This window comes from Enterobacter sp. PGRG2 (assembly GCF_030291195.1).
Classification (GTDB): Bacteria; Pseudomonadota; Gammaproteobacteria; order Enterobacterales; family Enterobacteriaceae; genus Enterobacter_D.
In genome coordinates this window covers 2,507,469-2,530,596 of sequence record NZ_CP127837.1, presented here as the reverse complement: position 1 = coordinate 2,530,596, position 23,128 = coordinate 2,507,469, and the positions used below count along the sequence as shown (strand labels likewise).

General features: G+C 57.8%; 25 protein-coding genes. 10 read left to right on the top strand and 15 right to left on the bottom strand.

Features of this window, described 5'->3' with window-relative positions; translation table 11 throughout:
• Nucleotides 1-202 precede the first annotated feature (202 nt).
• The 3 genes from speFL (at nt 203) to potE (ending at nt 4,013) form a co-directional block, all read left to right on the top strand.
• Nucleotides 203-307, top strand: coding sequence for a leader peptide SpeFL (speFL, locus tag QRD42_RS11135; protein ID WP_110510109.1), 105 nt, complete (start codon nt 203-205; stop codon nt 305-307).
• A gap of 197 nt (nt 308-504) precedes the next feature.
• A complete protein-coding gene (gene speF / locus QRD42_RS11130; RefSeq protein WP_321987122.1) occupies nt 505-2,703 on the top strand; it encodes an ornithine decarboxylase SpeF in 2,199 nt (732 codons plus the stop codon).
• A complete protein-coding gene (gene potE / locus QRD42_RS11125) occupies nt 2,700-4,013 on the top strand; it encodes a putrescine-ornithine antiporter (RefSeq protein WP_318373187.1) in 1,314 nt (437 codons plus the stop codon). Before speF ends, potE begins: the two co-directional genes overlap by 4 nt.
• Before the next feature lie 170 nt (nt 4,014-4,183).
• Here the strand turns inward: potE and pgm are convergent, their stop codons facing one another.
• The gene (gene pgm, locus QRD42_RS11120; RefSeq protein WP_321987121.1) at nt 4,184-5,824 is read right to left on the bottom strand and encodes a phosphoglucomutase (alpha-D-glucose-1,6-bisphosphate-dependent); all 1,641 of its coding nucleotides are present in this window, start codon (nt 5,822-5,824) and stop codon (nt 4,184-4,186) included.
• A 24-nt stretch (nt 5,825-5,848) separates the two neighbouring features.
• Entirely contained in the window at nt 5,849-6,394 is a 546-nt protein-coding gene (gene seqA / locus QRD42_RS11115; RefSeq protein WP_072567818.1) for a replication initiation negative regulator SeqA, read from the bottom strand.
• Nucleotides 6,395-6,577: 183 nt separating this feature from the next.
• On the opposite strand from seqA, the gene ybfF reads away from it, so the two are divergent.
• The 4 genes from ybfF to fur all read left to right on the top strand — a co-directional run bounded on the left by ybfF (nt 6,578) and on the right by fur (nt 9,196).
• On the top strand, nt 6,578-7,351 hold the full coding sequence (ybfF, locus tag QRD42_RS11110) for an esterase (protein WP_321987120.1): 774 nt from the start codon (nt 6,578-6,580) through the stop codon (nt 7,349-7,351).
• A 133-nt stretch (nt 7,352-7,484) separates the two neighbouring features.
• Nucleotides 7,485-7,778, top strand: coding sequence for a LexA regulated protein (gene ybfE, locus QRD42_RS11105; RefSeq protein ID WP_072567816.1), 294 nt, complete (start codon nt 7,485-7,487; stop codon nt 7,776-7,778).
• 150 nt (nt 7,779-7,928) lie between these two features.
• A complete protein-coding gene (gene fldA, locus QRD42_RS11100; protein ID WP_181683537.1) occupies nt 7,929-8,459 on the top strand; it encodes a flavodoxin FldA in 531 nt (176 codons plus the stop codon).
• 287 nt (nt 8,460-8,746) lie between these two features.
• Nucleotides 8,747-9,196 (top strand): ferric iron uptake transcriptional regulator, encoded by a 450-nt coding sequence (gene fur, locus QRD42_RS11095; protein WP_072567814.1) that lies wholly within the window; start codon nt 8,747-8,749, stop codon nt 9,194-9,196.
• 95 nt (nt 9,197-9,291) lie between these two features.
• Here the strand turns inward: fur and QRD42_RS11090 are convergent, their stop codons facing one another.
• Nucleotides 9,292-10,272 (bottom strand): MDR family oxidoreductase, encoded by a 981-nt coding sequence (locus QRD42_RS11090; RefSeq protein ID WP_321987119.1) that lies wholly within the window; start codon nt 10,270-10,272, stop codon nt 9,292-9,294.
• Nucleotides 10,273-10,546: 274 nt separating this feature from the next.
• On the opposite strand from QRD42_RS11090, the gene QRD42_RS11085 reads away from it, so the two are divergent.
• Together QRD42_RS11085 and QRD42_RS11080 are read left to right on the top strand one after the other, a co-directional pair.
• Entirely contained in the window at nt 10,547-11,419 is an 873-nt protein-coding gene (locus tag QRD42_RS11085; RefSeq protein WP_321987118.1) for a winged helix-turn-helix domain-containing protein, read from the top strand.
• Entirely contained in the window at nt 11,397-11,870 is a 474-nt protein-coding gene (locus QRD42_RS11080) for a hypothetical protein (protein WP_321987117.1), read from the top strand. The genes QRD42_RS11085 and QRD42_RS11080 overlap by 23 nt, the downstream gene beginning before the upstream one ends.
• Here the strand turns inward: QRD42_RS11080 and QRD42_RS11075 are convergent.
• From QRD42_RS11075 to flgB, 12 genes are all read right to left on the bottom strand, one after another.
• Entirely contained in the window at nt 11,867-12,826 is a 960-nt protein-coding gene (locus QRD42_RS11075) for a flagellar hook-associated protein (RefSeq protein ID WP_321987116.1), read from the bottom strand. The two genes, QRD42_RS11080 and QRD42_RS11075, sit on opposite strands and share 4 nt — an antisense overlap.
• A gap of 23 nt (nt 12,827-12,849) precedes the next feature.
• Nucleotides 12,850-13,773 (bottom strand): flagellar hook-associated protein FlgL, encoded by a 924-nt coding sequence (gene flgL, locus QRD42_RS11070; protein WP_321987115.1) that lies wholly within the window; start codon nt 13,771-13,773, stop codon nt 12,850-12,852.
• A 20-nt stretch (nt 13,774-13,793) separates the two neighbouring features.
• A complete protein-coding gene (flgK, locus tag QRD42_RS11065; RefSeq protein WP_321987114.1) occupies nt 13,794-15,167 on the bottom strand; it encodes a flagellar hook-associated protein FlgK in 1,374 nt (457 codons plus the stop codon).
• A gap of 82 nt (nt 15,168-15,249) precedes the next feature.
• The gene (locus QRD42_RS11060; protein WP_321987113.1) at nt 15,250-15,558 is read right to left on the bottom strand and encodes a rod-binding protein; all 309 of its coding nucleotides are present in this window, start codon (nt 15,556-15,558) and stop codon (nt 15,250-15,252) included.
• A complete protein-coding gene (locus tag QRD42_RS11055) occupies nt 15,559-16,623 on the bottom strand; it encodes a flagellar basal body P-ring protein FlgI (protein WP_321988753.1) in 1,065 nt (354 codons plus the stop codon).
• Nucleotides 16,624-16,687: 64 nt separating this feature from the next.
• On the bottom strand, nt 16,688-17,353 hold the full coding sequence (gene flgH / locus QRD42_RS11050) for a flagellar basal body L-ring protein FlgH (protein WP_321987112.1): 666 nt from the start codon (nt 17,351-17,353) through the stop codon (nt 16,688-16,690).
• Nucleotides 17,354-17,401: 48 nt separating this feature from the next.
• Nucleotides 17,402-18,187: a flagellar basal-body rod protein FlgG gene (gene flgG, locus QRD42_RS11045; RefSeq protein WP_318373199.1), complete on the bottom strand. Its 786-nt coding sequence runs from the start codon at nt 18,185-18,187 to the stop codon at nt 17,402-17,404.
• Nucleotides 18,188-18,211: 24 nt separating this feature from the next.
• A complete protein-coding gene (locus QRD42_RS11040; RefSeq protein WP_072567803.1) occupies nt 18,212-18,949 on the bottom strand; it encodes a flagellar basal body rod protein FlgF in 738 nt (245 codons plus the stop codon).
• A gap of 3 nt (nt 18,950-18,952) precedes the next feature.
• The gene (gene flgE / locus QRD42_RS11035; protein WP_318364632.1) at nt 18,953-20,146 is read right to left on the bottom strand and encodes a flagellar hook protein FlgE; all 1,194 of its coding nucleotides are present in this window, start codon (nt 20,144-20,146) and stop codon (nt 18,953-18,955) included.
• A gap of 27 nt (nt 20,147-20,173) precedes the next feature.
• Complete coding sequence (locus tag QRD42_RS11030) at nt 20,174-20,893, bottom strand: flagellar hook capping FlgD N-terminal domain-containing protein (protein WP_321987111.1); 720 nt, start codon at nt 20,891-20,893, stop codon at nt 20,174-20,176.
• Complete coding sequence (flgC, locus tag QRD42_RS11025; RefSeq protein ID WP_321987110.1) at nt 20,890-21,321, bottom strand: flagellar basal body rod protein FlgC; 432 nt, start codon at nt 21,319-21,321, stop codon at nt 20,890-20,892. The genes QRD42_RS11030 and flgC overlap by 4 nt, the downstream gene beginning before the upstream one ends.
• A 2-nt stretch (nt 21,322-21,323) precedes the next feature.
• Nucleotides 21,324-21,671: a flagellar basal body rod protein FlgB gene (gene flgB, locus QRD42_RS11020; RefSeq protein ID WP_321987109.1), complete on the bottom strand. Its 348-nt coding sequence runs from the start codon at nt 21,669-21,671 to the stop codon at nt 21,324-21,326.
• Between the two features lie 93 nt (nt 21,672-21,764).
• On the opposite strand from flgB, the gene flgA reads away from it, so the two are divergent.
• Nucleotides 21,765-22,529, top strand: a complete 765-nt coding sequence (gene flgA, locus QRD42_RS11015) for a flagellar basal body P-ring formation chaperone FlgA (protein WP_321987108.1) — start codon at nt 21,765-21,767, stop codon at nt 22,527-22,529.
• Nucleotides 22,530-23,128 lie beyond the last annotated feature (599 nt).

Here is a 23,128-nt window from a genome sequence, read left to right as displayed (position 1 = left end):
GAATAAAACAGCGAAAATATAATAAAACCAGTTTTATAACATCTATTTAACCTTTTCACGCAACCAGGTGATCCATTCGGCGTTATTCACTTTTAACGACTAAATATTTCTGATCTGCGCTGTTTTTGTTGATCACCCTCACAGACTACCCGTATTTCCAGGATAAAATGACCGCGCTTTCAAACAGCAAAAGGATTTTATTATGGAAAATAACAGCAGGCTGATGCCTCATATAAGACGCACCACCCATATTATGATGTTTGCCCACCGTAACAGCTTCGACTTTCATTTCTTTAACGCCCGATAACCGTTCTGGTTTCGGGCCTGCCCTCTTTTCCTGATTTCAGCGATTTAGCTGACGTCTGGTTTCGCGCACGCCCAACATAAATACAAATAACGTTTTCACTGGAGTTTATTCTCCGGCGCTGACGCTTATTTAAAAATCATATCAATTCCCCTTATGGGAGTTGCGGGACGCCCTGTCCCTTTAAACAAGGAAAGATTATGCAACGCTTAAAAATTGCGGTCAGCCGCGCCTGTCCGGACTGTTTTACCACCCAGCGTGAAATAGTAAATGTTAACGACACCGATTATATGGATGTCGCCGCGGTCGTATTATCCATTAACGATATTTATAAAGGGATCGTCGAAGAAATAGAAGAAACCGGTTTTGGCATTCCGCTTTTTGTCGTCAGCCATGAAGGGGAATTTGTGCCGTCGGAGTATCTGGCGCGCATTCAGGGGGTATTTGAATATCAGGATGCCTGCCATGATTATTATGGCCGCCAGCTCGAAGCCGCCGCGCAAAAATATGAGCGCGCCTTACGTCCGCCGTTTTTCAGCGCGTTAGTGGATTACGTAAAACAGGGAAACAGCGCCTTTGATTGCCCCGGCCATCAGGGCGGACAATTCTTTCGCCGCCATCCTGCCGGTAATCAGTTTGTCGATTTCTTCGGCGAGACGCTGTTCCGCGCGGATCTCTGTAATGCCGATGTGGCTATGGGCGATTTACTGATCCATGAAGGCGCACCCTGCATTGCCCAGCAGCACGCGGCAAAAGTCTTTAATGCCGATAAAACCTATTTCGTGCTTAACGGCACCTCATCGGCGAATAAAGTGGTGCTCAATGCGCTGCTGACGCCGGGGGATCTGGTGCTGTTCGACCGTAATAACCACAAATCCAACCACCACGGCGCGCTGTTGCAGGCCGGGGCGACGCCGGTGTATCTGGAAACGGCGCGTAACCCCTACGGTTTTATCGGCGGCATAGACGCCCACTGTTTTGCAGAAAACTATCTGCGCGAGCAGATTGCGGAAGTTGCCCCGCAACACAGGAATACGCCCCGCCCGTTCCGCCTGGCGGTGATCCAGCTTGGCACTTATGACGGCACCATTTATAACGCGCGTCAGGTGGTGGATAAGATCGGGCATCTGTGCGATTACATCCTGTTTGATTCGGCCTGGGTCGGCTACGAGCAGTTTATCCCGATGATGGCCGACTGCTCGCCGCTGCTGCTGGAACTGAATGAAAAGGATCCGGGCATTCTCGTTACCCAGTCGGTGCATAAACAGCAGGCCGGATTTTCCCAGACCTCGCAGATCCATAAAAAAGACAGCCATATCAAAGGCCAGCCGCGCTATGTGCCCCATAAGCGCCTCAATAACGCCTTTATGATGCACGCCTCCACCAGCCCGTTTTATCCGCTGTTTGCCGCGCTGGACGTTAACGCCCGGATGCATGAAGGCGAAAGCGGGAAACGGATGTGGATGCGCTGCGTCGAACAGGGCGTGGAAGCGCGCAAAATGATCCTGCAAAACTGCAAGTTCATCCGCCCCTTTGTGCCCGCCACCGTCGATGGCCGTCCGTGGGAAACCTTCGAGACGCACGACATTTGCCGCGATCTGCGCTTCTTCCATTTCGTGCCGGGGGAAAACTGGCACGCCTTCGAAGGCTACGCGCCGCACCAGTATTTTGTCGATCCCTGCAAACTGCTGCTTACCACGCCGGGCATCAACGCCCGCACCGGCGAGTACGAGAGCTTTGGCGTCCCGGCCACCATTCTGGCGAACTATCTGCGTGAGAACGCCATCGTGCCGGAGAAGTGCGATCTGAACTCGATCCTCTTCCTGCTCACCCCGGCGGAAGGCATGGGCAAACTTCAGCAACTGGTATCGCAGCTGGTGCAGTTCGAGAAACTGCTGGAAAACGATGCGCCGTTACAGGAGGTGCTGCCGTCGCTCTATCGCCAGCATCAGCAGCGTTATGAAGGCTATACGCTGCGCCAGCTGTGTCAGGAGATGCACGATCTCTATGCGCGTAACAACGTCAAACAGCTGCAAAAAGAGATGTTCCGAAAAGATCACTTCCCGCCGGTGAAGATGAATCCGCAGGCGGCAAACTACGCCTATATCCGTGGCGAAGTGGAGCTGGTGACGCTGCGCGATGCCGAGGGGCGGATCGCCGCGGAAGGGGCGCTCCCCTACCCGCCGGGGGTGCTGTGCGTGGTGCCTGGCGAGATCTGGGGCGGCGCGGTGCTGCGTTACTTCGCCGCGCTGGAAGAAGGCATCAATCTGCTGCCGGGCTTTGCGCCTGAACTGCAGGGTGTCTACATCAAAGAGATCGACGGACGAAAACAGGTGTGGTGCTACGTCATTAAGCCGCAAACCGCTGAACCGGCGCTGTTGAAAGGGGAAACATTATGAGCAAATCCAACAAGATGGGCGTTGTGCCGCTCACCATTCTGACGATGGTCAATATGATGGGCTCCGGCATTATTATGCTGCCCACCAAGCTTGCGGAAGTGGGCACCATCTCGATTATCTCCTGGCTGGTGACGGCGGTCGGCTCCACGGCGCTGGCGTGGGCCTTTGCCAAATGCGGGATGTTCAGCCGTAAGTCAGGCGGTATGGGCGGTTACGCGGAGTACGCTTTCGGTAAGTCCGGCAACTTTATGGCGAACTACACCTATGGCGTATCGCTGCTGATTGCCAACGTCGCCATTGCCATTTCCGCCGTCGGCTACGGCAGCGAACTGCTCGGCGCCACGCTCAGCCCGGTGCAGATAGGTATCGCCACTATTTGCGTGCTGTGGATCTGCACGGTGGCGAACTTTGGCGGCGCGCGCATTACCGGGCAGCTCAGCAGTATCACCATCTGGGGGGTGATCATTCCGGTGATCGGCCTGTCGGTGATCGGCTGGTTCTGGTTCAGCCCGGAGATGTACGCTCAGTCCTGGAACCCGCATCAGGTGCCGTTCTTTGATGCCGTGGGGTCGTCCATTGCCATGACGCTGTGGGCTTTTCTGGGGCTGGAATCCGCCTGCGCTAATACCGAGGTGGTGGAAAATCCGGAGCGCAACGTGCCCATCGCGGTGATGGGCGGCACCCTGGGGGCGGCGGTGATTTATGTCGTCTCCACCAACGTTATCGCGGGAATTGTGCCGAATATGGATCTGGCAAACTCCACTGCCCCGTTCGGGCTGGCTTTCTCGCAGATGTTCACGCCGGGCGTCGGGAAAGTGATCATGGGACTGATGGTGATGTCCTGCTGCGGTTCGCTGCTCGGCTGGCAGTTCACTATCGCGCAGGTGTTCAAATCTTCCGCTGACGAAGGCTATTTCCCGAAAATCTTCTCGAAGGTGAGTAAAGCGGATGCGCCGGTAAAAGGAATGCTGACCATTGTCATTATTCAGAGTGGACTGTCGCTGATGACCATCAGCCCGTCGCTGAACAAACAGTTCAACGTGCTGGTGAATCTGGCGGTGGTGACCAACATCATTCCGTATATTCTGTCGATGGCGGCACTGGTGATCATTCAGAAGGTGGCGAAGGTGGATCCGCGTAAAGCGAAGGCCGCTAACGTGGTGGCGCTGATGGGCGCGCTCTACAGCTTCTATGCGCTCTACTCCTCCGGGCCGGAAGCGATGCTGTATGGCGCGATCGTGACCTTTATGGGCTGGACGCTGTACGGGCTGGTGTCGCCGCGCTTTGAGCTCAAAGATAAGCACGGCTGAAAAAAAGCCTCCCGGTAAAGGGAGGCTTTGGTGTTTTTCGCCCGGCGGCGCAGGCTTGCCGGGCCTACGGGTCATGTAGGCCGGGTAAGGCGAAGCCGCCACCCGGCAACAAGATCACGCGTTTTTCAGCCATGTAGGCCGGGTAAGCGCAGCGCCACCCGGCAACAGGATCACGCGTTTTTCAGAACTTCGCTGACAATCTCTACCGCTTCTTTCTCGATCAGCTTACGGTGCTCTTCGCCGAGGAAGCTTTCGCAGTAAATCTTGTACGCATCTTCCGTACCGGACGGACGCGCCGCAAACCAGCCGTTTTCGGTCATCACTTTCAGCCCGCCGATAGACGCGCCGTTACCCGGCGCCGCGGTCAGACGCGCAGTGATCGGATCGCCTGCCAGGGTGTCTGCGCTGACCATTTCCGGTGACAGCTTAGACAGCGCCGCTTTTTGCGCCGACGAAGCAGACGCCTGTAAACGGTTATAGCTCGGCGCACCAAAGCGTTCGGCCAGCTCGTCATAATGCTGCTGCGGGTTTTTACCGGTTACCGCGGTGATTTCTGCGGCCAGCAGGCACATGATGATGCCGTCTTTATCCGTCGACCACGGGGTGCCGTCGAAGCGCAGGAAGGACGCGCCCGCGCTCTCTTCGCCACCGAAGCCGAAGCTGCCGTCGTACAGACCATCCACAAACCATTTAAAGCCCACCGGCACTTCCACCAGCTTACGGCCCAGCGCGTCCACCACGCGGTCGATCATCGCCGAAGAAACCAGGGTCTTACCGACGGCAACATCCTGACCCCACTGCGGGCGATGCTGGAACAGGTAGTTGATGGCGACAGCAAGGTAATGGTTCGGGTTCATCAGGCCAGCAGGCGTGACGATACCGTGACGGTCATAGTCCGGGTCATTGGCAAACGCCAGATCGAACTTATCGCGCAGCGCCAGCAGGCCCGCCATCGCGCACTCGGAGGAGCAGTCCATACGGATCGCGCCGTCTTTATCGAGATGCATAAAGCGGAAGGTCTGATCGACGTGATCGTTCACGATAGTCAGGTTCAGGTTGTAATGGCTGGCGATACGTTTCCAGTATTCGATACCGGAGCCGCCCAGCGGATCGACGCCCAGCGTCAGGCCCGCTTTCTGGATCGCCGCCATATCTACGATCTCCGCCAGCCCTTCAACAAACGGCTGCACCAGATCCTGTTCTTTAATATGGCCGGAGGCCAGCGCTTCATCCAGCGACAGGCGCTTCACGTCTTTCAGGCCATCGGCCAGCAACTGGTTGGCGCGATCTTCCACCACTTTGGTGACGTTGGTATCGGCCGGGCCGCCGTTTGGCGGATTGTATTTAATACCGCCATCTTCCGGCGGGTTGTGCGACGGGGTGATGACGATGCCATCGGCCTGAGCGCCGCCTTTTTTGTTGTGCTCCAGGATCGCATTGGATACGGCAGGGGTCGGCGTATAGCCGTTATTTTCCTGCACCACCACGTCCACGCCGTTGGCTGCCAGCACCTCCAGCACGGAGTTAAACGCAGGCTCTGACAGCGCATGGGTATCTTTACCCACATAGCATGGACCGGTAATGCCGTTTTTCGCGCGGTTTTCCGCAATCGCCTGGGCGATAGCCAGAATGTGCGGCTCGTTAAAGCTGTGACGGGCAGCGCTGCCACGGTGGCCTGAAGTGCCGAATTTGACCGCATGTTCTGCATGACCCACTTCCGGCTTCAGCACATAGTACTGAGAGGTAAGTTGGGCGACGTTAATCAGATCGCTCTGCTGTGCAGGTTGTCCTGCACGTGGGTGGTTAGCCATTGCCTGGTCCTTCTTATGCAAGGATTAAATTGTGCCGCAAACCTTTTCGATCAATTCCGCCGGGAACTGCATCGACTGCATGATGTGTTCGATCATGCCGCATTTACGGCCCGTATTAGTGTTGGTGATCACCCAGTAAGGTGTGCCTGGCACTTCTTTGGGTTTGGTCTGGTTTCCGCTTTGCAGCAGCGTCTTCGCATCTGCTGCAAAGTAGACGCGCGTACGGCCATGTAATGACTCGGTGGCGTCGGCGAAACCTTTTGCATCCAGTGAATACAGTGTAGACAGCACCAGCATAAAACGATTAACCGCGCGCTTCTGATCGGCATATTCGTCAGAGAGCAGCAGTTCACGCATGGCGCGGACTTTATCTTTTACCGGGTTGGATACGACATCAGGGGCAGGGCTGACAGCGGCAGCCGGCGCGGCTTTGGTCACAGGGGCCGCAGACTGCGCGGCGGCAGAAAACTTCAGCATGCGCCTTAAAATGTCGGATGCACTCTCGCCAATGTGTTTCGTGTGGCTGGCAATGTAGGTGTAGAGTTCATCATCAACTTCGATCGTTTTCATCTTAATCCAGTGAGGTCACTTTTCTGAATACAAGTCATTGAGATTATAGGGGCAAATCTCAACAGCGGATAGCGGCCAGGCTTTTCTGACGCAAAAGTCAGATAAAGATGATCCCTTGCAGCCGGGCGGCAGAATGGTCAACATGATACCCTAACCTGAGAGAGCGAAAAAAAGAACTTTGCCATGAAATTGAATACCCGCGCGCAAACTGCACAACAATCGCACAACAATTCTCCCATCGTCCTTGTTCACGGCCTGTTTGGCAGCCTGGATAACCTCGGGATCTTAGCCCGCGATCTGATTAGCGACCACGACGTGGTACAGGTGGATATGCGCAACCACGGTCTTTCCCCGCGTTCGCCGGAGATGACCTACCCGGCGATGGCGCAGGATCTGCTGGATACCCTTGACGAATCAGGGATCGAAAAAGCCACCTTTATTGGTCACTCCATGGGCGGTAAAGCGGTGATGGCGCTGACCGCGCTGGCCCCCGAACGCATCGACAGGCTGGTGGCGATTGATATGGCGCCGGTCGCTTATCCGGTGCGCCGCCACGACGAGATTTTTACCGCCATCAATGCCGTTACCGATGCCGGGGTGAGTACCCGCCAGCTGGCCGCCGCCGTGATGCGCGAGCATCTGGACGAAGAAGGCGTGATCCAGTTTCTGCTTAAATCCTGGGCCGACGGCGGGTGGCGCTTTAACGTGCCGGTACTCTGGGATCAGTATGAGAACATCATCGGCTGGAAAACCGTCCCCGCCTTCGATAAACCGGCCCTGTTTATTCGCGGCGGCAACTCCCCTTACGTGACCGATGCGTACCGTGATGCGCTGCTGGCGCAATTCCCGCAGGCGCGGGCGCATGTGGTCGCCGGTGCCGGGCACTGGGTGCATGCGGAAAAACCCGATGCCGTACTGCGGGCGATACGTCGCTATCTTGCTGATAATGCCAGTTGATTAAAAACCCGGCGACCGAGCGCCGCGGCGCGCCCGGTCGTTGGCGTGCCCCTCTCCCTGATGTATGATGGCGCGCTAATTGCGCAGGGCCTCCACCAGGCAGCTTGTTTTTCCCCCGACGTCACTCAAAATCATGGCTAAAGAACAAACGGACCGCACGACACTCGATCTGTTCGCGAATGATCGTCGCCCAGGACGACCGAAAACGAATCCGCATTCGCGTGACGAACAGTTGCGCATTAATAAGCGGAATCAGCTGAAACGCGATAAGGTTCGTGGCCTCAAACGCGTCGAGCTAAAACTGAACGCGGACGCCGTCGAAGCCTTAAATGAACTGGCCGAGGATCGTGACATCAGCCGTAGCGAACTGATTGAGGAGCTTTTAATGGCTCAGCTCGCGCTGCTGCGCGGCCAGGGGATAGTCTGAAAATCCCGCTAAATAACACTTTCATGTAGCACAGAGTGCAGTCTGAGGCGTTTGCAGTTTCCGCGTCCTTCTCTGTTCTGCTATGATTGCCCTTATCCGTGGGCATTGCGCCACCACCATATCATTAAGTTTCAAGAGGTTATTTTACTCATGGCAATCACAGGCATTTTTTTCGGCAGCGACACGGGTAATACCGAAAATATCGCGAAAATGATCCAAAAGCAGCTTGGTAAAGATGTTGCGGACGTGCATGACATCGCCAAAAGCAGCAAAGAAGATCTCGAAGGTTACGATATTCTGCTGCTGGGCATCCCGACCTGGTATTATGGTGAAGCGCAGTGCGACTGGGACGATTTCTTCCCGACGCTGGAAGAGGTCGATTTTAACGGCAAATTAGTCGCCCTGTTCGGCTGTGGCGACCAGGAAGACTACGCGGAATATTTCTGCGATGCGCTGGGCACCATCCGCGACATCATTGAGCCGCGCGGCGCGACTATCGTCGGTCACTGGCCGACCGCGGGCTATCATTTCGAAGCCTCCAAAGGTCTGGCGGACGACGACCACTTCGTCGGTCTGGCCATTGATGAAGATCGCCAGCCGGAACTGACCGCTGAGCGCGTGGAAAAATGGGTGAAGCAGATTTCTGAAGAACTTCATTTAGATGAGATCATCAACGCCTGATTTTTGTGCGGCGTAACCTGTTGGCTGCGCCGCATTAATAGATATAACCAATCAAAATAATTGCTACAATTTTTTAACTTTCGCACGCATACCTGTACAATATCCCCTGATTGAACGTGATTGCTTACGGGTTTGTTAGTGACACCACGTTTTATACGCATACTTTGCTTGAGGACTTGCAGTTTTCATTTAGACATGGCAGTTCTATAATGAGACGCATTAACTCAACGTCATTCTCATTAACTTCCATTTGGAAGTGAATCGTTTAGCTACAGGACAGATTCCGCATGACTGACAATAACACCGCACTAAAGAAGGCTGGCCTGAAAGTCACGCTTCCTCGGTTAAAGATCCTTGAGGTACTCCAGGGACCTGACAACCACCATGTCAGTGCGGAAGATTTATACAAACGACTGATCGACATGGGCGAAGAGATTGGCCTGGCGACGGTCTACCGCGTGCTTAACCAGTTCGATGACGCCGGTATTGTGACCCGTCATAATTTCGAAGGCGGTAAATCTGTTTTTGAACTGACGCAGCAGCATCACCACGATCACCTGATCTGCCTCGACTGCGGCAAAGTGATTGAATTCAGCGATGATTCCATTGAATTACGTCAGCGTGAAATCGCCGCTCAGCACGGGATCCGCCTGACCAACCACAGCCTTTACCTCTACGGCCACTGCGCTGAAGGCGATTGCCGCGAAAACGACACCGCGCACGATATTCGCAAATAACGTTGCTGCACATTGCCCGGCGGCGCAAGCTTGCCGGGCCTGCGTTATATTGTAGGCCGGGTAAGCGTCAGCGCCACCCGGCAACCCCGCCAGAATTAAATCTCAATCACCGCACGGCCACGGATCTGCCCGTTCAGCAGTTTTTCCGCCACGTCAATGGCATCGCTCAGCGGATAAGTGGCACTCAGTTTATCCAGCGCCGCAGGCGTTAAATACTGACAGGCTTTCTCCCAGATCGCCGGACGTTTTTCGCTGCTCACCATCACGCTGTCGATACCGCGCAGCGTAACGCCGCGCAGAATGAAAGGCGCCACTGTCGCCGGGAGATCCATACCCTGCGCCATGCCGCATGCCGCGACTATGCCGTCATAACGGACGCTGGCGCAGACGTTGCTCAGCGTATGGCTGCCGACGGTATCGATCGCCGCCGCCCAGCGCTCTTTCTGTAACGGTTTACCCGGCGCGCTCAGCTCATCACGGTTGATAATGTCGCTGGCCCCCAGCTGTTCGCGCATCCATCCGGCTTCCTGCGGACGGCCGGTCGACGCCACCACCTGATAGCCCATGGCAGAAAGAATGATCACCGCGCAGCTGCCCACGCCGCCGCCCGCGCCGGTCACCAGCACCGGGCCGTCTTCAGGCTTCACGCCGTGATCCAGCACCGCCTGCACGCACAGCATGGCGGTAAAGCCCGCCGTACCGATAGCCATCACCTGTTTTGCATCCGCGCCGGACGGCATTTTCGTCAGCCATTCGCTTTTGACCCGCGCCTTGCCTGCCAGTCCGCCCCAGTGACGTTCGCCCACGCCCCAGCCGGTCAGCAGCACGCGGTCGCCCACGGCAAACGCCGCGCTGTCGCTGGCGGTTACGGTCCCGGCGAAATCAATACCCGGCACCATAGGGAACTGGCGCACAATCGGGCCGCGACCGGTAATAGCCAGCGCATCTTTATAGTTAATGGAGGAGTATTCCACCGCGACGGTGACGTCACCTTCCGGCAACGCCTGCTCGTCCAGCTCCACCAGGGATGCCGAATACTGTCCTTCCGCTTTATCAATCTGAATGGCTTTAAACATGATGACCTCATTACATTAATCAAACTTGCCAGTCGCGACGGCCTTTGCGGGCCGATCGTCTACAATTACCAGCGACGTTAATACCCCCAGGCGCTGACGGCAAGCTTTATCAATCCGTTAGCTTAGAAATTAATTAATTATTAATTTATGAGTTAAGACTATTCTTAGATTGATGGGGTGATAATCATCCGATACATTTACCCTCCCTGCGGCTAAGTGGAATCTTACGTTGTGAAAAATAAATTAATACTCACCAATTTATTAACAAATCACTATGCAGATCATTGTTAATAACTGGAAAGTTGAGCCGTCGTTAAACGGTCTGGTACACCGGGAAACGGGGGAGATCCGCCGCCTTGGTGAATTCCATTTTATTATGCTCGAAACGCTGGTTAATCATGCCGGGGAGGTGGTGTCGCGTGATTTTCTGATGAGCGAAGTATGGAAAAACCGCGTCGTCGGAAATAACAGCCTGCTGACCGCTGTCTATGCTCTGCGGGTAGCGCTGGGGGACGATGGCCGGGTACAGGAGATCATCAAAACCATCCCGAAAAAAGGCTATCTGCTGAATAAAGACTTTGTCGTCCTGCTGCCGGATGAGCCGCTCTCTGCGTCCCAGCCCCTGACTCAGCCCGATCCTGAACCGGTTGCCGACGTGACGGATGCCCCGCCCGCCAGCGCGCCTGCGCCGCGCAATAAACACCGCCTGATTGTCCTGGCGGCGCTGTTGCTGCTGCTTGGCTGCGGGCTTATCTGGCTGATTTATCCCGGGGGGCAGAATTCTGCGCCGCTTGCCACTTCCCGTCTGTCGATTAAAGAAGAGCTGTCGCCGCAAAATGACAAAATTAAATTATTTCGTCTGCACCGCACGGGCGTGAATACATCAGGCGCGGTATTGTCGTCGCATATTGCGGAGTCGCTGGAAGGCATCAATATGCTGCTTACGGCGCATAAGGCAACGCTGACGATTTATTATTACGGGGCGGTACAAAAAATGTCGGTGATCCTGCTGGTGCAAAATCAGTGCGGTAAAGAATATCAGTTGTTAATGGAAATACGCAGCTGGCAACAGGATGTTAAAAAACTGGGTCAATTAATTCACACGGAAACGGAGCGCACGCTTAATGAAATGCCTGCCTGTTCGTAATGTTATCGCGGGTCTGCTGCTCGCCGGTATCGCCGGTAGCCTTCAGGCTGCGCCCGTTATTGCCCGCACCCAGGTCGGGATTTACGATCTGGCAACGGCTGAACACGCGGTTTATAACCTGACCACCGCCCCTGCGGAGCGGGGAGCGCGTCTGGTTCTGACCCGGCCAGGGGATGAGGCTTTTGCCCTGCAAATGCAGCTAATCGCCTGTACCGCCCCCGGCGGCGAACAGAGCGGCGAGTCGTTCTTACGTCTGCAGAACGCCCACGTCACCGGCACGGACACCACGCTGTTCCCGGTGCTGGGCTTTATCAATGATAACGATCTGCAAAGTGTGAGCGTGCCGCTGGGCGACGCTCGCCAGCTGCTGTTTAATCAGGACAGCGCCACCATGTTGATCACCGAAAAAGGCCTGCTGCAACCTGACGGGCAGCCCTGCCCGAAACGTTAATCCAGCAGGCTGCGCACCGTCAGCTTCGACAGATTCGCCTGGCCATTAATCGCCTGCGCCAGCACCTCATAATTATGGCTGGCCGCATCCAGGGTTCCCGCCAGCCGCGCGGAGGCCTCCACCGCACTCTGCGACTGCGCAAAACGCGACATATCGTCAATACGCTGGCGGACTTTCTCCTGCTGGAGCGCCAGCTGCTGACGCTGTGCGCTTACCTGACTGAGCGTCTCCTGCACCACGCGCTGCGCCTGCTGCCCGCTGGGGAGCGCGGCGGCAAGGGTTTCCGTCTGCGCCGGATACGCCGCCACCGCAATGGCGCTTTTCTGCCCCGCCCCTTCCCGCTGCGCGGCGAAGCTGTTTTGCAGCTGCGCCCAGTGCTGCTCACTGGCAGTAAAGCCCTCCTGTCCTTTCAGGGGCTGCACGCCGACGCGGCGTAATGCGGTGCTGATTTTCGTCGCCCTCTGTCCGGCATCGCCGTTGCCGTTAATATTCAGCCCGGACAGCAGGGTTTTCCGCCCGTGCTGTACGCTGAACAGCAGTTTCTGCGGGCCATCCGCCGCCAGCGCCTGGCTCAGCTGCGGCGCATGAAAGCGCACCTGCGCCTGCCCCTGTAGCACCGGTTGCAGTTCCCGGTCCACCGCGCCGCCGGTCAGCGCCAGACGACCGTCGAGCAGCGACTGCACGGTCGCCGGATCCCGCTGCCCGCCGTGGCGATAATCCACCAGCGCGCGCTCCAGTTGCCCCAGCCAGTGATCCGCCTGCTGCAACGTGGTGAGCTGATCGTTAAGCTGTACGCTGTAGCGCTGCGGACGGGTGGCGATGAGTGGTGATGCCGGGTAGTCGCCAGACGGCGCTTTATCGCTGACGGGAGCGGTGCGCCCGACGCCCGGCTGACGAACGGCAGACGTTAGTCCGCCGGTACGGGTATGCGTTGAAGTTTGTAAACCAACCTGCATGATGATCCTGGGCGTGGAAGTCGTTAAATAACGCTAAAAAGGTTCAGCTCACTCACTTTCGAGTAAGTCTTCATGGTGGCTTCCATGGCCATTTCCAGTCCGGTAAAAGTGATGCTGGCCGGGCCGTAATCCAGATCGCCAAGCTGACCAATTAAATCGGCATTAGCATCGGAAATGCCGGTCTGGGCGTCGCTCAGCATACTCATGGTGTTCTGCCGCTCGCCGAGGCTGGCGATGGCGGTGTTCAGCGAGTCAGCGCTTTCATCAATCAGGTTGATGGCATGGGAAATATCATCCTGCATCGCCACAGGATCGACCGTGGGATCCTGCATCTCTTTCGCGAGGTCATCAAGGGTGTTGAAAAGCTCCAGCCCCTGACCAAAAATCTCCCCCACCGAGACGTTAGTGTCCATCACCACGCCGTTCGAGACGGTGGCGGTGCGGTGATTCATATTGCCGTGATAGACGTATTCATCCCCTTCCCCGTCGCCATCGGTATCGTCATAGGTGATGGGCGGGGTGTCGTTCACCGTGCCGCCAAAAATATAGTGACCGTCTTCATCCTGATAGTTGAGCGCCGCCACCATAGATTCGGTCAGCGACTGGATCTCCTGGCCGTAACCCGCCAGGGATTCGGCGGTATTGGTGCCGTTTGCCGCTTCCAGCAAGTCATCGCGGATCGCCAGCAGGCTGTTGTTGACGCCGTCCAGCACGCTCTCCTGCTGGCTCATACTGGCTGAGACGCTGTTGATATTGCTCTGATACTGTTCGATGGCCGCCTGCTGGCGATCGAGCTGGGTGATCCTTGCGGCGGCAATGGGGTCATCTGACGGCAATATAATGCGTTGCCCGGTGGCCATCTGCGTCACCACATGCTCCAGCTGCGCCGACAGGTTAGTGAAGCGGGTGGTCATGGTGCTGTAGGATTGTTGAGTGCTTACGCGCATAGTCTGTCGTTTCCGGTTGCTCAGAACATCTCAAGTACGGAATCAAAAATCTCCGCACCGGTAGAAATCACTTTCAGGTTGGCCTGATAAATCTGGGTATAGGTGATGAGGTTGACGGCCTCCTCATCCATGCTGACGCCGCTGACGCTCATCTGCTGGTTTTGCGCTTCGTTGTAAACATTGCTGGCAGACTGTGCCTCCGTCTGGTTCTGGCGGTTGTAAATACCGATATTGCTGATCAGCGTCGAGCAGGCGTTGCCGACGGTGACGCTGCCGAGACCCTCGATCTCCATCGGTTCGGTGGAGATGTTTATCAGCGCCTGTAAGTTATCGCTGTTGCCGGATTCGTCCGGCGAGCCGGAGAACGCCAGCTCGTCTTCGCTGATGTCCGGGTTAACCAGCAGCGGGCCGTCCGGATTGGTGGGATCGTAAATAAACAGCGGCGCGCCGGGATTGCCATTCAGATCGTAACCCGCCGCCAGCTGGCTGTTGACGGCGCTGGTAAACTGTTCGGCGATGCTGTTGATGGTAGCGGTCAGCGGATCCAGCACGTCGCTCTGGTAGGTAAAGAGCGCCCCCAGCGCGCCGCCGGTCTCCTCCGTCATGGTGTAGGTGGTGCCGGCGAAGGTCAGCTCCATGCACGGCGTGCCGTCTGCATTGCTGCTCATCGCAATGGTCGAGCAGTCCTGGCCGCTGACCAGCGGCTGGCCGTTCGGCAGAGAGATGTTGTAATTACCGCGATCGTCTATCTGCACCTGCACGTCCACCAGGCCGCTCAACTGCTGCACCATCTGGTCACGGGCGTCATAGAGCGCGGACGCGTTATCGCCGTTGGCTTCCGCCTCGGCGATCTGCTGGTTATAGCCCGCGATGCCGGAGGTCAGGCTGTTGATCTGCGCGATGGTTGCCTGCTCCTGACTGAGCAGTTCATCGCTCTGGGACTGAATGTAGTCGCAGGTATTGTTAAAGCGCAGCGCCAGCGCGTTCGCTTCGCTGATCACCTGCTGGCGCAGGGCGGAGTCGTCCGGGTTGGCGGACGCCTCGTTAAGCGCGGCAAAAAAGTTATCGAATCCGGCGCTCAGGCTGCTGTTCGGATCGCTTAACACGGTTTCCAGCTGCGTCAGGTACTGCTGCTGGGTGCTGTAAAAGCCGTTGTCGCTGGCGGCATACCAGACCTGATTGACCAGATACTGATTTGACACGCGGCAGATGCTGTCCACCTGCACGCCGTTGCCCGCGCTGTTTACCGCGCCACCGCTTGCGCCAATGGTGCTGGTCATCGCCACCTGCCGGGTATAGCCTGGCGTCATGGCGTTGGCGGTGTTCTGCGCCGTGACGTTCAGCTGCACCTGAGCCGCGGATGCCCCGCTGTAACCAATATTTATCATGTCCATCTGGTACTCCTCGTCGGGTCAGGCCCGGCTAAAAATTCGCGTTAGCAAGCTAAAGCGACCGGACCGCGCCCGTTCTTAAACCTTAATCGTGATGCTGTGCCGACAGCTGCTTGACCAGCATCTCCGCGATGCCGATCCCCTGGCGTTTAGCCAGTTCGTCGCACAGGGCGTCGTCGTAAAAACCCTGCATAGTGCGCACCGCATCGCTGTTAAAGGGGTTATCTTTCGAGTCGAACAGCGCATTGACCTTGCGCATCTCTTTCAGCAGGCTGCGCATGAAAATCGCCTCGAACTGCGCGGAGGCTTCTTTTATGTCATGGTCACGCACCGCCGCCGCGTCGCGGCTGTCAGAGGCGCGCAGGGCGTGCGTAATGGCGTTAAGGTTTTCCATTTAAATCACCTCCAGATCGGCATCCAGCGCGCCCGCTTCATGCAGCGCCTGCAAAATCGACATCACATCGTCCGGCGACGCGCCAAGACCGTTCAGCACACTGACGAGGGTTTTCAGGCTGGTGGACTCCGGCAGCGCCACCATTTGCGCACGCGCATGATCGACGTTGACGTTGCTGTCCGGCGACGCCACGGTGCGGCCACGGGACATGGCGTTCGGCTGGCTGACGCGGGTGGTTTCCGAGATCGACACCGTCAGATTGCCATGAGACACCGCCGCCGCATGCAGCGCCACGCCGTCACCCATCACCACCGTGCCGGTACGGGCGTTAAACACCACTTTCGCCCGTACCCGCTCCGCCTGCACCTGCACATCCTCCAGCTGCGACATAAAGGCCACGCGCGCACCGGCGTCGGTGGGGGCGATCACTTCGACGTTAGTGGAACTTTTCGCCGTCGCCAGGCCACCGCCAAAGGCGCGGTTGATGGCCGCCGCAATGTTATTGGCATCCTTAAAGCTCGGACGCTTGAGGTTAAGCATCACCGCATTGCTCATGCCGAAGTCGCTGGGAATTTCCCGCTCCACCGACGCGCCGTTAGGGATGCGCCCGCTGGTGGGCGTGTTGACCGTGACGCTGGAGCCGCTGGCCCCGCTGGCGTTCATGCCGCCGACCACCACGTTACCCTGCGCCAGCGCGTAAACTTCGCCATCCGCGCCGTGCAACTGCGTCAGCAGCAGCGTGCCGCCGCGCAGGCTTTTTGCATCGCCAATGGACGACACCGTCACATCAATATTCTGTCCGCGAGCGTACATCGGCGGCAGCGTGGCGCTCACCGCCACGGCGGCGACGTTTTTCACCTTCGGATCGATTTTCGCCGGCAGCTGCACGCCGAACTGACGCAGCATGTTGGTGATGGTCTGGTTGGTGAACTTCACCTGATTTTTATCGCCGGTGCCGTCAAGACCGACCACCAGGCTGTAACCGATGAGCTGGTTGCCGCGCACGCCCTGAATATCCACCAGCGACTCCAGCGACTGAGCATGGACGGTAAACAGCGTCAGCATCAGGGTAATGAGCAGCAGCCAGCGCCCCTGTGGACATGTAAAACACTTCATAAACAACTCCGGGTTACAGCGGGAACAGAGGATGGTTGAACAGCCGCGTCAGCCAGCCTGCGGCATTGGCGTCGCTGAGCGCCCCGCGCCCGGCGTAGGAAATACGCGCATTGCCGATCCGCTGGGAGGAAACGGTATTGTCGTTCTGCACATCGTCGGCACGCACCAGCCCGCTCAGGCGGATATATTCATCCCCCTGATTAAGGGTCAGCCACTTCTCGCCGCGGATCTCCATCACGCCATTTGGCAAAACCTGATGAACCGACACGGTGATCGAGCCGTGAAGACTGTTTTGCTGCTGTGAGCTGGCCCCGCCATCAAAGCTGCGGTCAGCGTCAGCAGAGCTTTCCAGTTTGTCTTTGGTTTTGCCAAAAATCGTGGGGGCGGCGATATCCAGACTGCTGCTCTTGTCGAAATTGGTTTTCGCCTGTTTGCTGGACTGGGTGGACTCATCGAGGATCACCGTCAGAATGTCCCCCACCCGGTAAGCGCGGCGATCCGCCGTGAGCGACCAGTTATAGCCCGCCTGAAAGACCCCGCCCGCGCGTCCTTCCGGCGTCGGCGCTACCGCCGCGTCAGGCGGAGCAAAAGCCGCATCGTCTTTGTTGACCAGCATCGCCTGCGACTCGCAGCCGCTTAACAGCGGCAATGCCATGATTAACCACAAATATTTTTTCACTTTCATTCCTGTGACTTCACACGGGCCGCGCACAGGCGGCCCTTAGCCCTACATGTTCTGATTGATGTACTGCAACATCTCGTCGGCGGCGGAGACCATTTTGGCGTTCATCTCATAAGCGCGCTGGACGGTGATCATCGCCACCATTTCATTAACGATGTCGACGTTGGAGCCTTCCAGCGCCCCTGCCTTCAGGGTGCCCAGTGCGTCCTCGCCCGGCGTGCCTTCCGTAGGCTGGCCGCTGGCGGCAGTTTCCAGATAGAGGTTGTCCCCTTCCGCCATCAGCCCCGCCGGGTTGGTAAAGTTCACCAGCGTGATCTGCCCCAGTTCGGTCGGCTCGGCTTCGCCCGGCATCATCGCCATCACCGTGCCGTCTTCGGCGATGGTGATGTCAGTGGCGTTGGCGGGCACGTCGATTTCCGGCTGGATCGGCAGGCCCTGGGCGTTGGTCAGCACGCCGTCGGCGTTAACCTGCAAATTACCGTCACGGCTGTAAGCGCTGTCGCCGTTGGCCTTCTGCACCTGGAAAAAGCCCTGCCCCATAATGGCGACGTCCAGCGGATTTTCGGTGGTCTGGATATTGCCTTCGGTGAAGGTTTTCTGCGTGCCGACCACGCGCACGCCGCTGCCGTACTGAATGCCGGTGGGCGCAATATTGTTCTGATCAAGCATTGCACCCGGCGCGCGCTGATTCTGATAGAACAGATCCTGAAACATCACCCGGTCACGCTTGAACCCGTTGGTGTTGACGTTGGCGATGTTGTTGGCGATAGCGCTCATTTCGGCGTCTTCCGCCGACAGACCGGTTTTACTGATCCATAAAGCTGCGTTCATTTTTTATCCTGATCACGCGGCTCCTCAGGAGCCACGAAGTAAACGGTTACCGGATTCGCTCAGTTCTTCCGCCGCCTTCATCATTTTGATCTGCGCTTCGAACTGGCGGTTTAAGGAAATGGAAGCCAGCATTTCCGCGACGGCTGAGACGTTGCTGCCCTCCAGAAAGCCGCCGCTGACCCTGACGTTTTCATCGGGCTGCGCGGGCTGGCCGTCGCGGGTGATCATCATGCCGCGCTCATTTTTGCTGAGGTTGTTTTGCGCAATAGTCACCAGCTTCAGGCGGTCGATATCCATGGTGGCGGTAACATCGCCGTCGTCCGGAGTGATGGACAGGGTGCCGTCGCTGCCAAAGGAGGCGATGGCGTTCGGCGGCAGCACAATGGGGCCGCCGTCGCCGAGCACCGGATGTCCGTCGATGGTCAGCTCGCCCTGGTCGTTCTGCTGGATATTGCCGTTGCGGGTGTAGACCTCCTGGCCGTCGTCATCCAGCACGGCGATGTAACCATCGCCCTGAATGGCCACGTCCAGCGGCCGCCCGGTTTCCTGAGCATCGGCAGTGGCGCTGTTCACCCCGCCGGGCGTCTGTTGGCTCATCACGCGAGTGGCGAAACCGTTGCCGTTCACCGGCAGGCTTTGCGACAGCGCCAGATCGGCGCGAAAACCTGTGGTACTGGCGTTCGCCAGGTTATTGGCGCTGATCGCCTGCCCCTGCAACGCATGGGTCGCTCCGCTCATGGCGGTAAAAAGTAAACGGTCCATGTCTTACATCGCCTGGAACAGCGCCTGATCCAGCTGGGTGCTGGTGGAGATCACTTTGGTGTTGGCCTGATAATTACGCTGCGCCGACATCAGCGCCACCAGCTCGCCGGTAATATCGACGTTCGAGCCTTCCAGCATGCCGGTGCTCAGCGTGCCGCAGGCCCCGGATCCGGGCACGCCCAGCAGCGGGGTGCCGGATTCGCCGGTCTGTACCCATGAGGTACCGCTCACCGCTTCAAGGCCGTTTTCGTTCGGGAAGGTCGCCAGCACCACCTGCCCCTGCAACATGCGCTCGCCGTTGCTGTAGGTGGCATAAACTTTGCCGTCGCTGTCCACCTGCACGCCGTTCTGCTCCGCCGAGGCGTAACCATTGGCGCTGTTGGTACTGACAGCGAATTCCGAACCGAACTGGGTACAGGTGCCGTAATCCATGGTCAGGGTCAGCGGATCCGCACCCGGCACGTCAAAGCTCAGTGCCACCGGCGTGGTCGGGCTGGTGAGCTTACCGGCGCTGTCGAAGGCCAGTTCGGTGGTAGTGCTTTGCGTTTCGCCATCAAAGCTGTAATGCACCTGCCAGGTGTTATCCGCCGTTTTGGTGAAGTACTGGCTGACGGTGTGCTCGTTGCCCAGCGAGTCGTAAACCGTGGTGGTGTAGGTGTCGTTGTAAGACGCGGCATTGGTGGCATCAAAGGGCACCGCGGCGGTGTCGATGGCCTCGTCGCTGGCGTCGAAGTTGGCGCCGAAGCTCACGCTGTCGGTAGCTTTCGCCGGAATATTGCCGGTCTGGATTTGCAGATCGGTTACCGTACCGGTTTGCAGCGTACCGCTGTCATCCACCGGATAGCCCTGCAAATAGTCGCCGGAGGTGTTGACGATATAGCCGTCTTTATCGGTGGTAAATGAACCGGAGCGGGTGTAACAGACGTTGCCCGCGCTGTCGCAGGTGACGAAAAAGCCGTCGTTGTTAATCGCCAGATCCAGCGCATTGCCGGTGGACACCATTGAACCGCCGCGGGAGATGCTCTGCGCCGTGCCGCTGACGCTGACGCCCATCGCCTGGCTGCCGGCATACATCGCCGAGAACTCGGTGGTCATGGATTTGTAGCCCACCGTCCCGGCGTTGGCGATATTGTTACTGATGCCGTCCAGCTGTTCGTTAACTGCGTTCAGCCCGGTTGCTGCAATTTCATAACTCATAAAATAATCCTGTGTTCCTTGTAAGGGTTAAACCAAAACGTCATCGGCAGGCGCGACATCATCCGGCACGCCGAACTGGCTGATCATGGTGAAAGGCACCTCGCCGATGCCGCTGACGTTGAGCACCGGCGTGCTGCCGTCGAGCGGAATGCGCACATCGTTGACCACGCCCGCCACCTCAACCGGCACTTCCTCTTCGCCGGTGTTGGTCACCACCGAGACTTCGTAATCACCGGGAGGAATGCCGTAATCCGCCGGATCGATATCGAAACTCACCTGGCCCGGCGACTGCGTGCCGAGTGGCACCACGTAGTCGTTACCGGCTTCGTCGGTGAAATGGAGATCGACGGTGGTACAGGCATCATCAATGGTTACGCGACCGTGAATGGCGCTGTCGTCAACGCTGAGCGTGGTGGTCTGCACCATGATCGGATCGCCCACCAGATTGCCGAGGGCCATCACCTGGATGTTGCTCATCAGCACCGCGTTAGTATTCATCTGCACCGACATCTCCTCCGCCATCGCCACCTGCGCCATCGACGACAGCTGGGTGATGTATTCCGTCGGGTCAGTCGGATCGGTCGGATCCTGGTTCTGGATCTCCGCCACCAGCAGGGTCAGAAAGGTGTCCGCCATTGAGCTGCTGGTGGAGGTGGTGGTCTGGTCACCAGGGTTACTGCTCACCGGGGCGGCGCTTCCCTGCGTCGTCGCGCCCGGCTGGGTGCTGTTTACTGCCGTGACGCTCATGCGTTTTCTCCCAGCCGCAGCAGGCTTTGCTGCATACTTTTCACGTTATTGAGCACATCGACGTTGGTTTCGAAATCCCGCGACGCGGACATCATGTCGGCCATCTGTTCGACGACGTTCACGTCCGGATACCAGACGTAGCCGTTCTCATCCGCCATCGGATGATGCGGCTCGTAGCGGCGCACGGCGGTACCGGTTTCCACCACGTCCTCCAGCCGCACGCTGGCGCCGGTCATCTCATGATGCCCCGTCGCCGCCAGGCTGCTGTGGTACTCCGCCGCAAACACCGGGCTGCGGGCTTTGTAGGTGGCGGCCTCGCTGGCGGCAGGCGAATCGGCGTTGGCGATATTGCTGGCGACGGTATTCAGACGCACCGTCTGGGCGCTCATCGCCGAACCCGAAATCTGATAAATGTCAGCAAAAGACATGGTTACTTCCCTTCAATAGCGGCGCGCAGGCCGCTGATTTGCAGATTTAAAAACGTCAGGCTGCTCTGATAATCCATACTGTTTTGCGAAAACCGCGCCTGCTCCGCGTCCAGATCGACGGTATTACCGTCCTGACTCGGTTGCAGGGGCACGCGGTACATCGCCACCGCCTTTTCCGCTGGCTGGTGAAAATTTGCCCGTTGCATCTCGGCGGCAAAATCAATATCTTTAGCCTTGAAATTTGGCGTATCCACGTTTGCCAGGTTGGCGGTGATTAGCTCGGTCCTCTCAAGACGTAACGCCACTGCCTGCGGATGTACACCAAATGCTTGCTGAAAACTGATGCCCATTCTTCTGCAACTCTCCTTCACTAAATTCTGACTGGCTGGCCCTTTAAGCAATTGGCGTGCCAATTTTTTAATTTATTGAAAGGTAACGTTTTTATGAAGAATACCCCGTCGCCGCGGAAAGCCTTTTTCCGCCTTCCTTTTCCGCTGGCGGAAGCCCTGACGGCGGCCCTGCTGCTGCTGACATTCCCCGCCTGCGCGGTGATAACCGACAGCGCGCGACAGCAAATTAACCAGGGCGCGATCCAGCTTGCTGAGCAGACGGTAAAGAACCTGGCCGCGCAAAAGCAGTGGCCCGATTACCATTCCCGCTTTAACGTCTTTATGCCCGCCGCCGTCGCCAGCACCGCTCCCTGCCCGCAACCGCCGATCTTTACCGCCAGCGCGAAAACGCTGCCGCGCCTCGGCTACAGCGTGCTCTGTCCTGGCGCTGCGGGCTGGCGCTTTACCCTGACCGTGAAAGCCGATATTTACCTGCCGGTAGTGATGCCCGCGCGTGAGATCGCGCGTGGCGAAAGCCTGACCGCTGACGCGCTGACGCTGAAAAAATTCAATATCAGCAATCAACGTGGTGAGCTGGTGATGAAGATGGAAGAGGTGCTCGGCCTGACGGCCCGCCATGCGCTGCGGGTGAATACGCCGGTGAAGGCGAACGATGTGGATCGGCCGCTGTGGGTGAAGCGGGATCAGGCGGTGACGCTGGTGTCGCGCAACGGGGAGATCACCGCGCAGACCAGCGGGGTGGCGCTGAAAAGCGGGCATCAGGGGGAGGTGATTAAGGTGCAGAATGCGAGCAGCCAGCGGGTGGTGAGTGCGACGGTAGAGGCGCCAGGGGTGGTGGTGGCAGCGGTGGCGCAGTGAGCGGGGTGGTTAAGTGTGGTGGAATGTTCCGTTCACTTTGCGTTTCGTGTCAGGCGTGACGCCGCTGACGGTGAACGTGCTAAGGGGGCCACCGCGGCCCCCTTAGCAATCCCCGCGGCCCCGCACAGAAACCGGTGCTGCGCACTGCGCTCACCTCCCGACCGTCTGCCYGCGGTCGGCTCGATTCGGCMTCCTGCCTCATTTCGCCTCTGGCCGCCATCCATGGCGKCCAGCCCTTGTCATCCGGCCTCCGGTTCGCCGGTTTCAGCGGGGACTCAACCCCTCGCGTTAATTACGATGACGGTTTGTTACGACTGAGTGGCTTGAAGTTTATTTGAACTTACAGGAACTGCGATATTGGGTTTATAAAAAATCTGGAAGTGTGGGGAGTCCGGCTGAAAATCGCTGAGGCGTTCMCTTACGGCCGGGGCAGCSCGCATGGATGCGGGCTGAGGGCGCGACTTGCAGGGACGCTGCATCGCGCCCGACCCGAAGCCGGAAGGGATAAGCCGAGGGCACCGCGAAGCGGCGATTTTCYTGCCGGGAGCCCGGGGGTGCAGGGGGCGGCGGCGACTGGCCGCCCCCTGCGCGCTCTGTGC

Bases quoted from the DNA above. Each gene is read 5' to 3' on its own strand.
- speFL (WP_110510109.1), top strand. From the start codon at position 203: ATGGAAAATAACAGCAGGCTGATGCCTCATATAAGACGCACCACCCAT.
- speF (WP_321987122.1), top strand. From the start codon at position 505: ATGCAACGCTTAAAAATTGCGGTCAGCCGCGCCTGTCCGGACTGTTTT.
- potE (WP_318373187.1), top strand. From the start codon at position 2,700: ATGAGCAAATCCAACAAGATGGGCGTTGTGCCGCTCACCATTCTGACG.
- pgm (WP_321987121.1), bottom strand. From the start codon at position 5,824: ATGGCTAACCACCCACGTGCAGGACAACCTGCACAGCAGAGCGATCTG.
- seqA (WP_072567818.1), bottom strand. From the start codon at position 6,394: ATGAAAACGATCGAAGTTGATGATGAACTCTACACCTACATTGCCAGC.
- ybfF (WP_321987120.1), top strand. From the start codon at position 6,578: ATGAAATTGAATACCCGCGCGCAAACTGCACAACAATCGCACAACAAT.
- ybfE (WP_072567816.1), top strand. From the start codon at position 7,485: ATGGCTAAAGAACAAACGGACCGCACGACACTCGATCTGTTCGCGAAT.
- fldA (WP_181683537.1), top strand. From the start codon at position 7,929: ATGGCAATCACAGGCATTTTTTTCGGCAGCGACACGGGTAATACCGAA.
- fur (WP_072567814.1), top strand. From the start codon at position 8,747: ATGACTGACAATAACACCGCACTAAAGAAGGCTGGCCTGAAAGTCACG.
- QRD42_RS11090 (WP_321987119.1), bottom strand. From the start codon at position 10,272: ATGTTTAAAGCCATTCAGATTGATAAAGCGGAAGGACAGTATTCGGCA.
- QRD42_RS11085 (WP_321987118.1), top strand. From the start codon at position 10,547: ATGCAGATCATTGTTAATAACTGGAAAGTTGAGCCGTCGTTAAACGGT.
- QRD42_RS11080 (WP_321987117.1), top strand. From the start codon at position 11,397: ATGAAATGCCTGCCTGTTCGTAATGTTATCGCGGGTCTGCTGCTCGCC.
- QRD42_RS11075 (WP_321987116.1), bottom strand. From the start codon at position 12,826: ATGCAGGTTGGTTTACAAACTTCAACGCATACCCGTACCGGCGGACTA.
- flgL (WP_321987115.1), bottom strand. From the start codon at position 13,773: ATGCGCGTAAGCACTCAACAATCCTACAGCACCATGACCACCCGCTTC.
- flgK (WP_321987114.1), bottom strand. From the start codon at position 15,167: ATGGACATGATAAATATTGGTTACAGCGGGGCATCCGCGGCTCAGGTG.
- QRD42_RS11060 (WP_321987113.1), bottom strand. From the start codon at position 15,558: ATGGAAAACCTTAACGCCATTACGCACGCCCTGCGCGCCTCTGACAGC.
- QRD42_RS11055 (WP_321988753.1), bottom strand. From the start codon at position 16,623: ATGCTGACGCTGTTTACCGTCCATGCTCAGTCGCTGGAGTCGCTGGTG.
- flgG (WP_318373199.1), bottom strand. From the start codon at position 18,187: ATGAACGCAGCTTTATGGATCAGTAAAACCGGTCTGTCGGCGGAAGAC.
- QRD42_RS11040 (WP_072567803.1), bottom strand. From the start codon at position 18,949: ATGGACCGTTTACTTTTTACCGCCATGAGCGGAGCGACCCATGCGTTG.
- flgE (WP_318364632.1), bottom strand. From the start codon at position 20,146: ATGAGTTATGAAATTGCAGCAACCGGGCTGAACGCAGTTAACGAACAG.
- QRD42_RS11030 (WP_321987111.1), bottom strand. From the start codon at position 20,893: ATGAGCGTCACGGCAGTAAACAGCACCCAGCCGGGCGCGACGACGCAG.
- flgC (WP_321987110.1), bottom strand. From the start codon at position 21,321: ATGTCTTTTGCTGACATTTATCAGATTTCGGGTTCGGCGATGAGCGCC.
- flgB (WP_321987109.1), bottom strand. From the start codon at position 21,671: ATGGGCATCAGTTTTCAGCAAGCATTTGGTGTACATCCGCAGGCAGTG.
- flgA (WP_321987108.1), top strand. From the start codon at position 21,765: ATGAAGAATACCCCGTCGCCGCGGAAAGCCTTTTTCCGCCTTCCTTTT.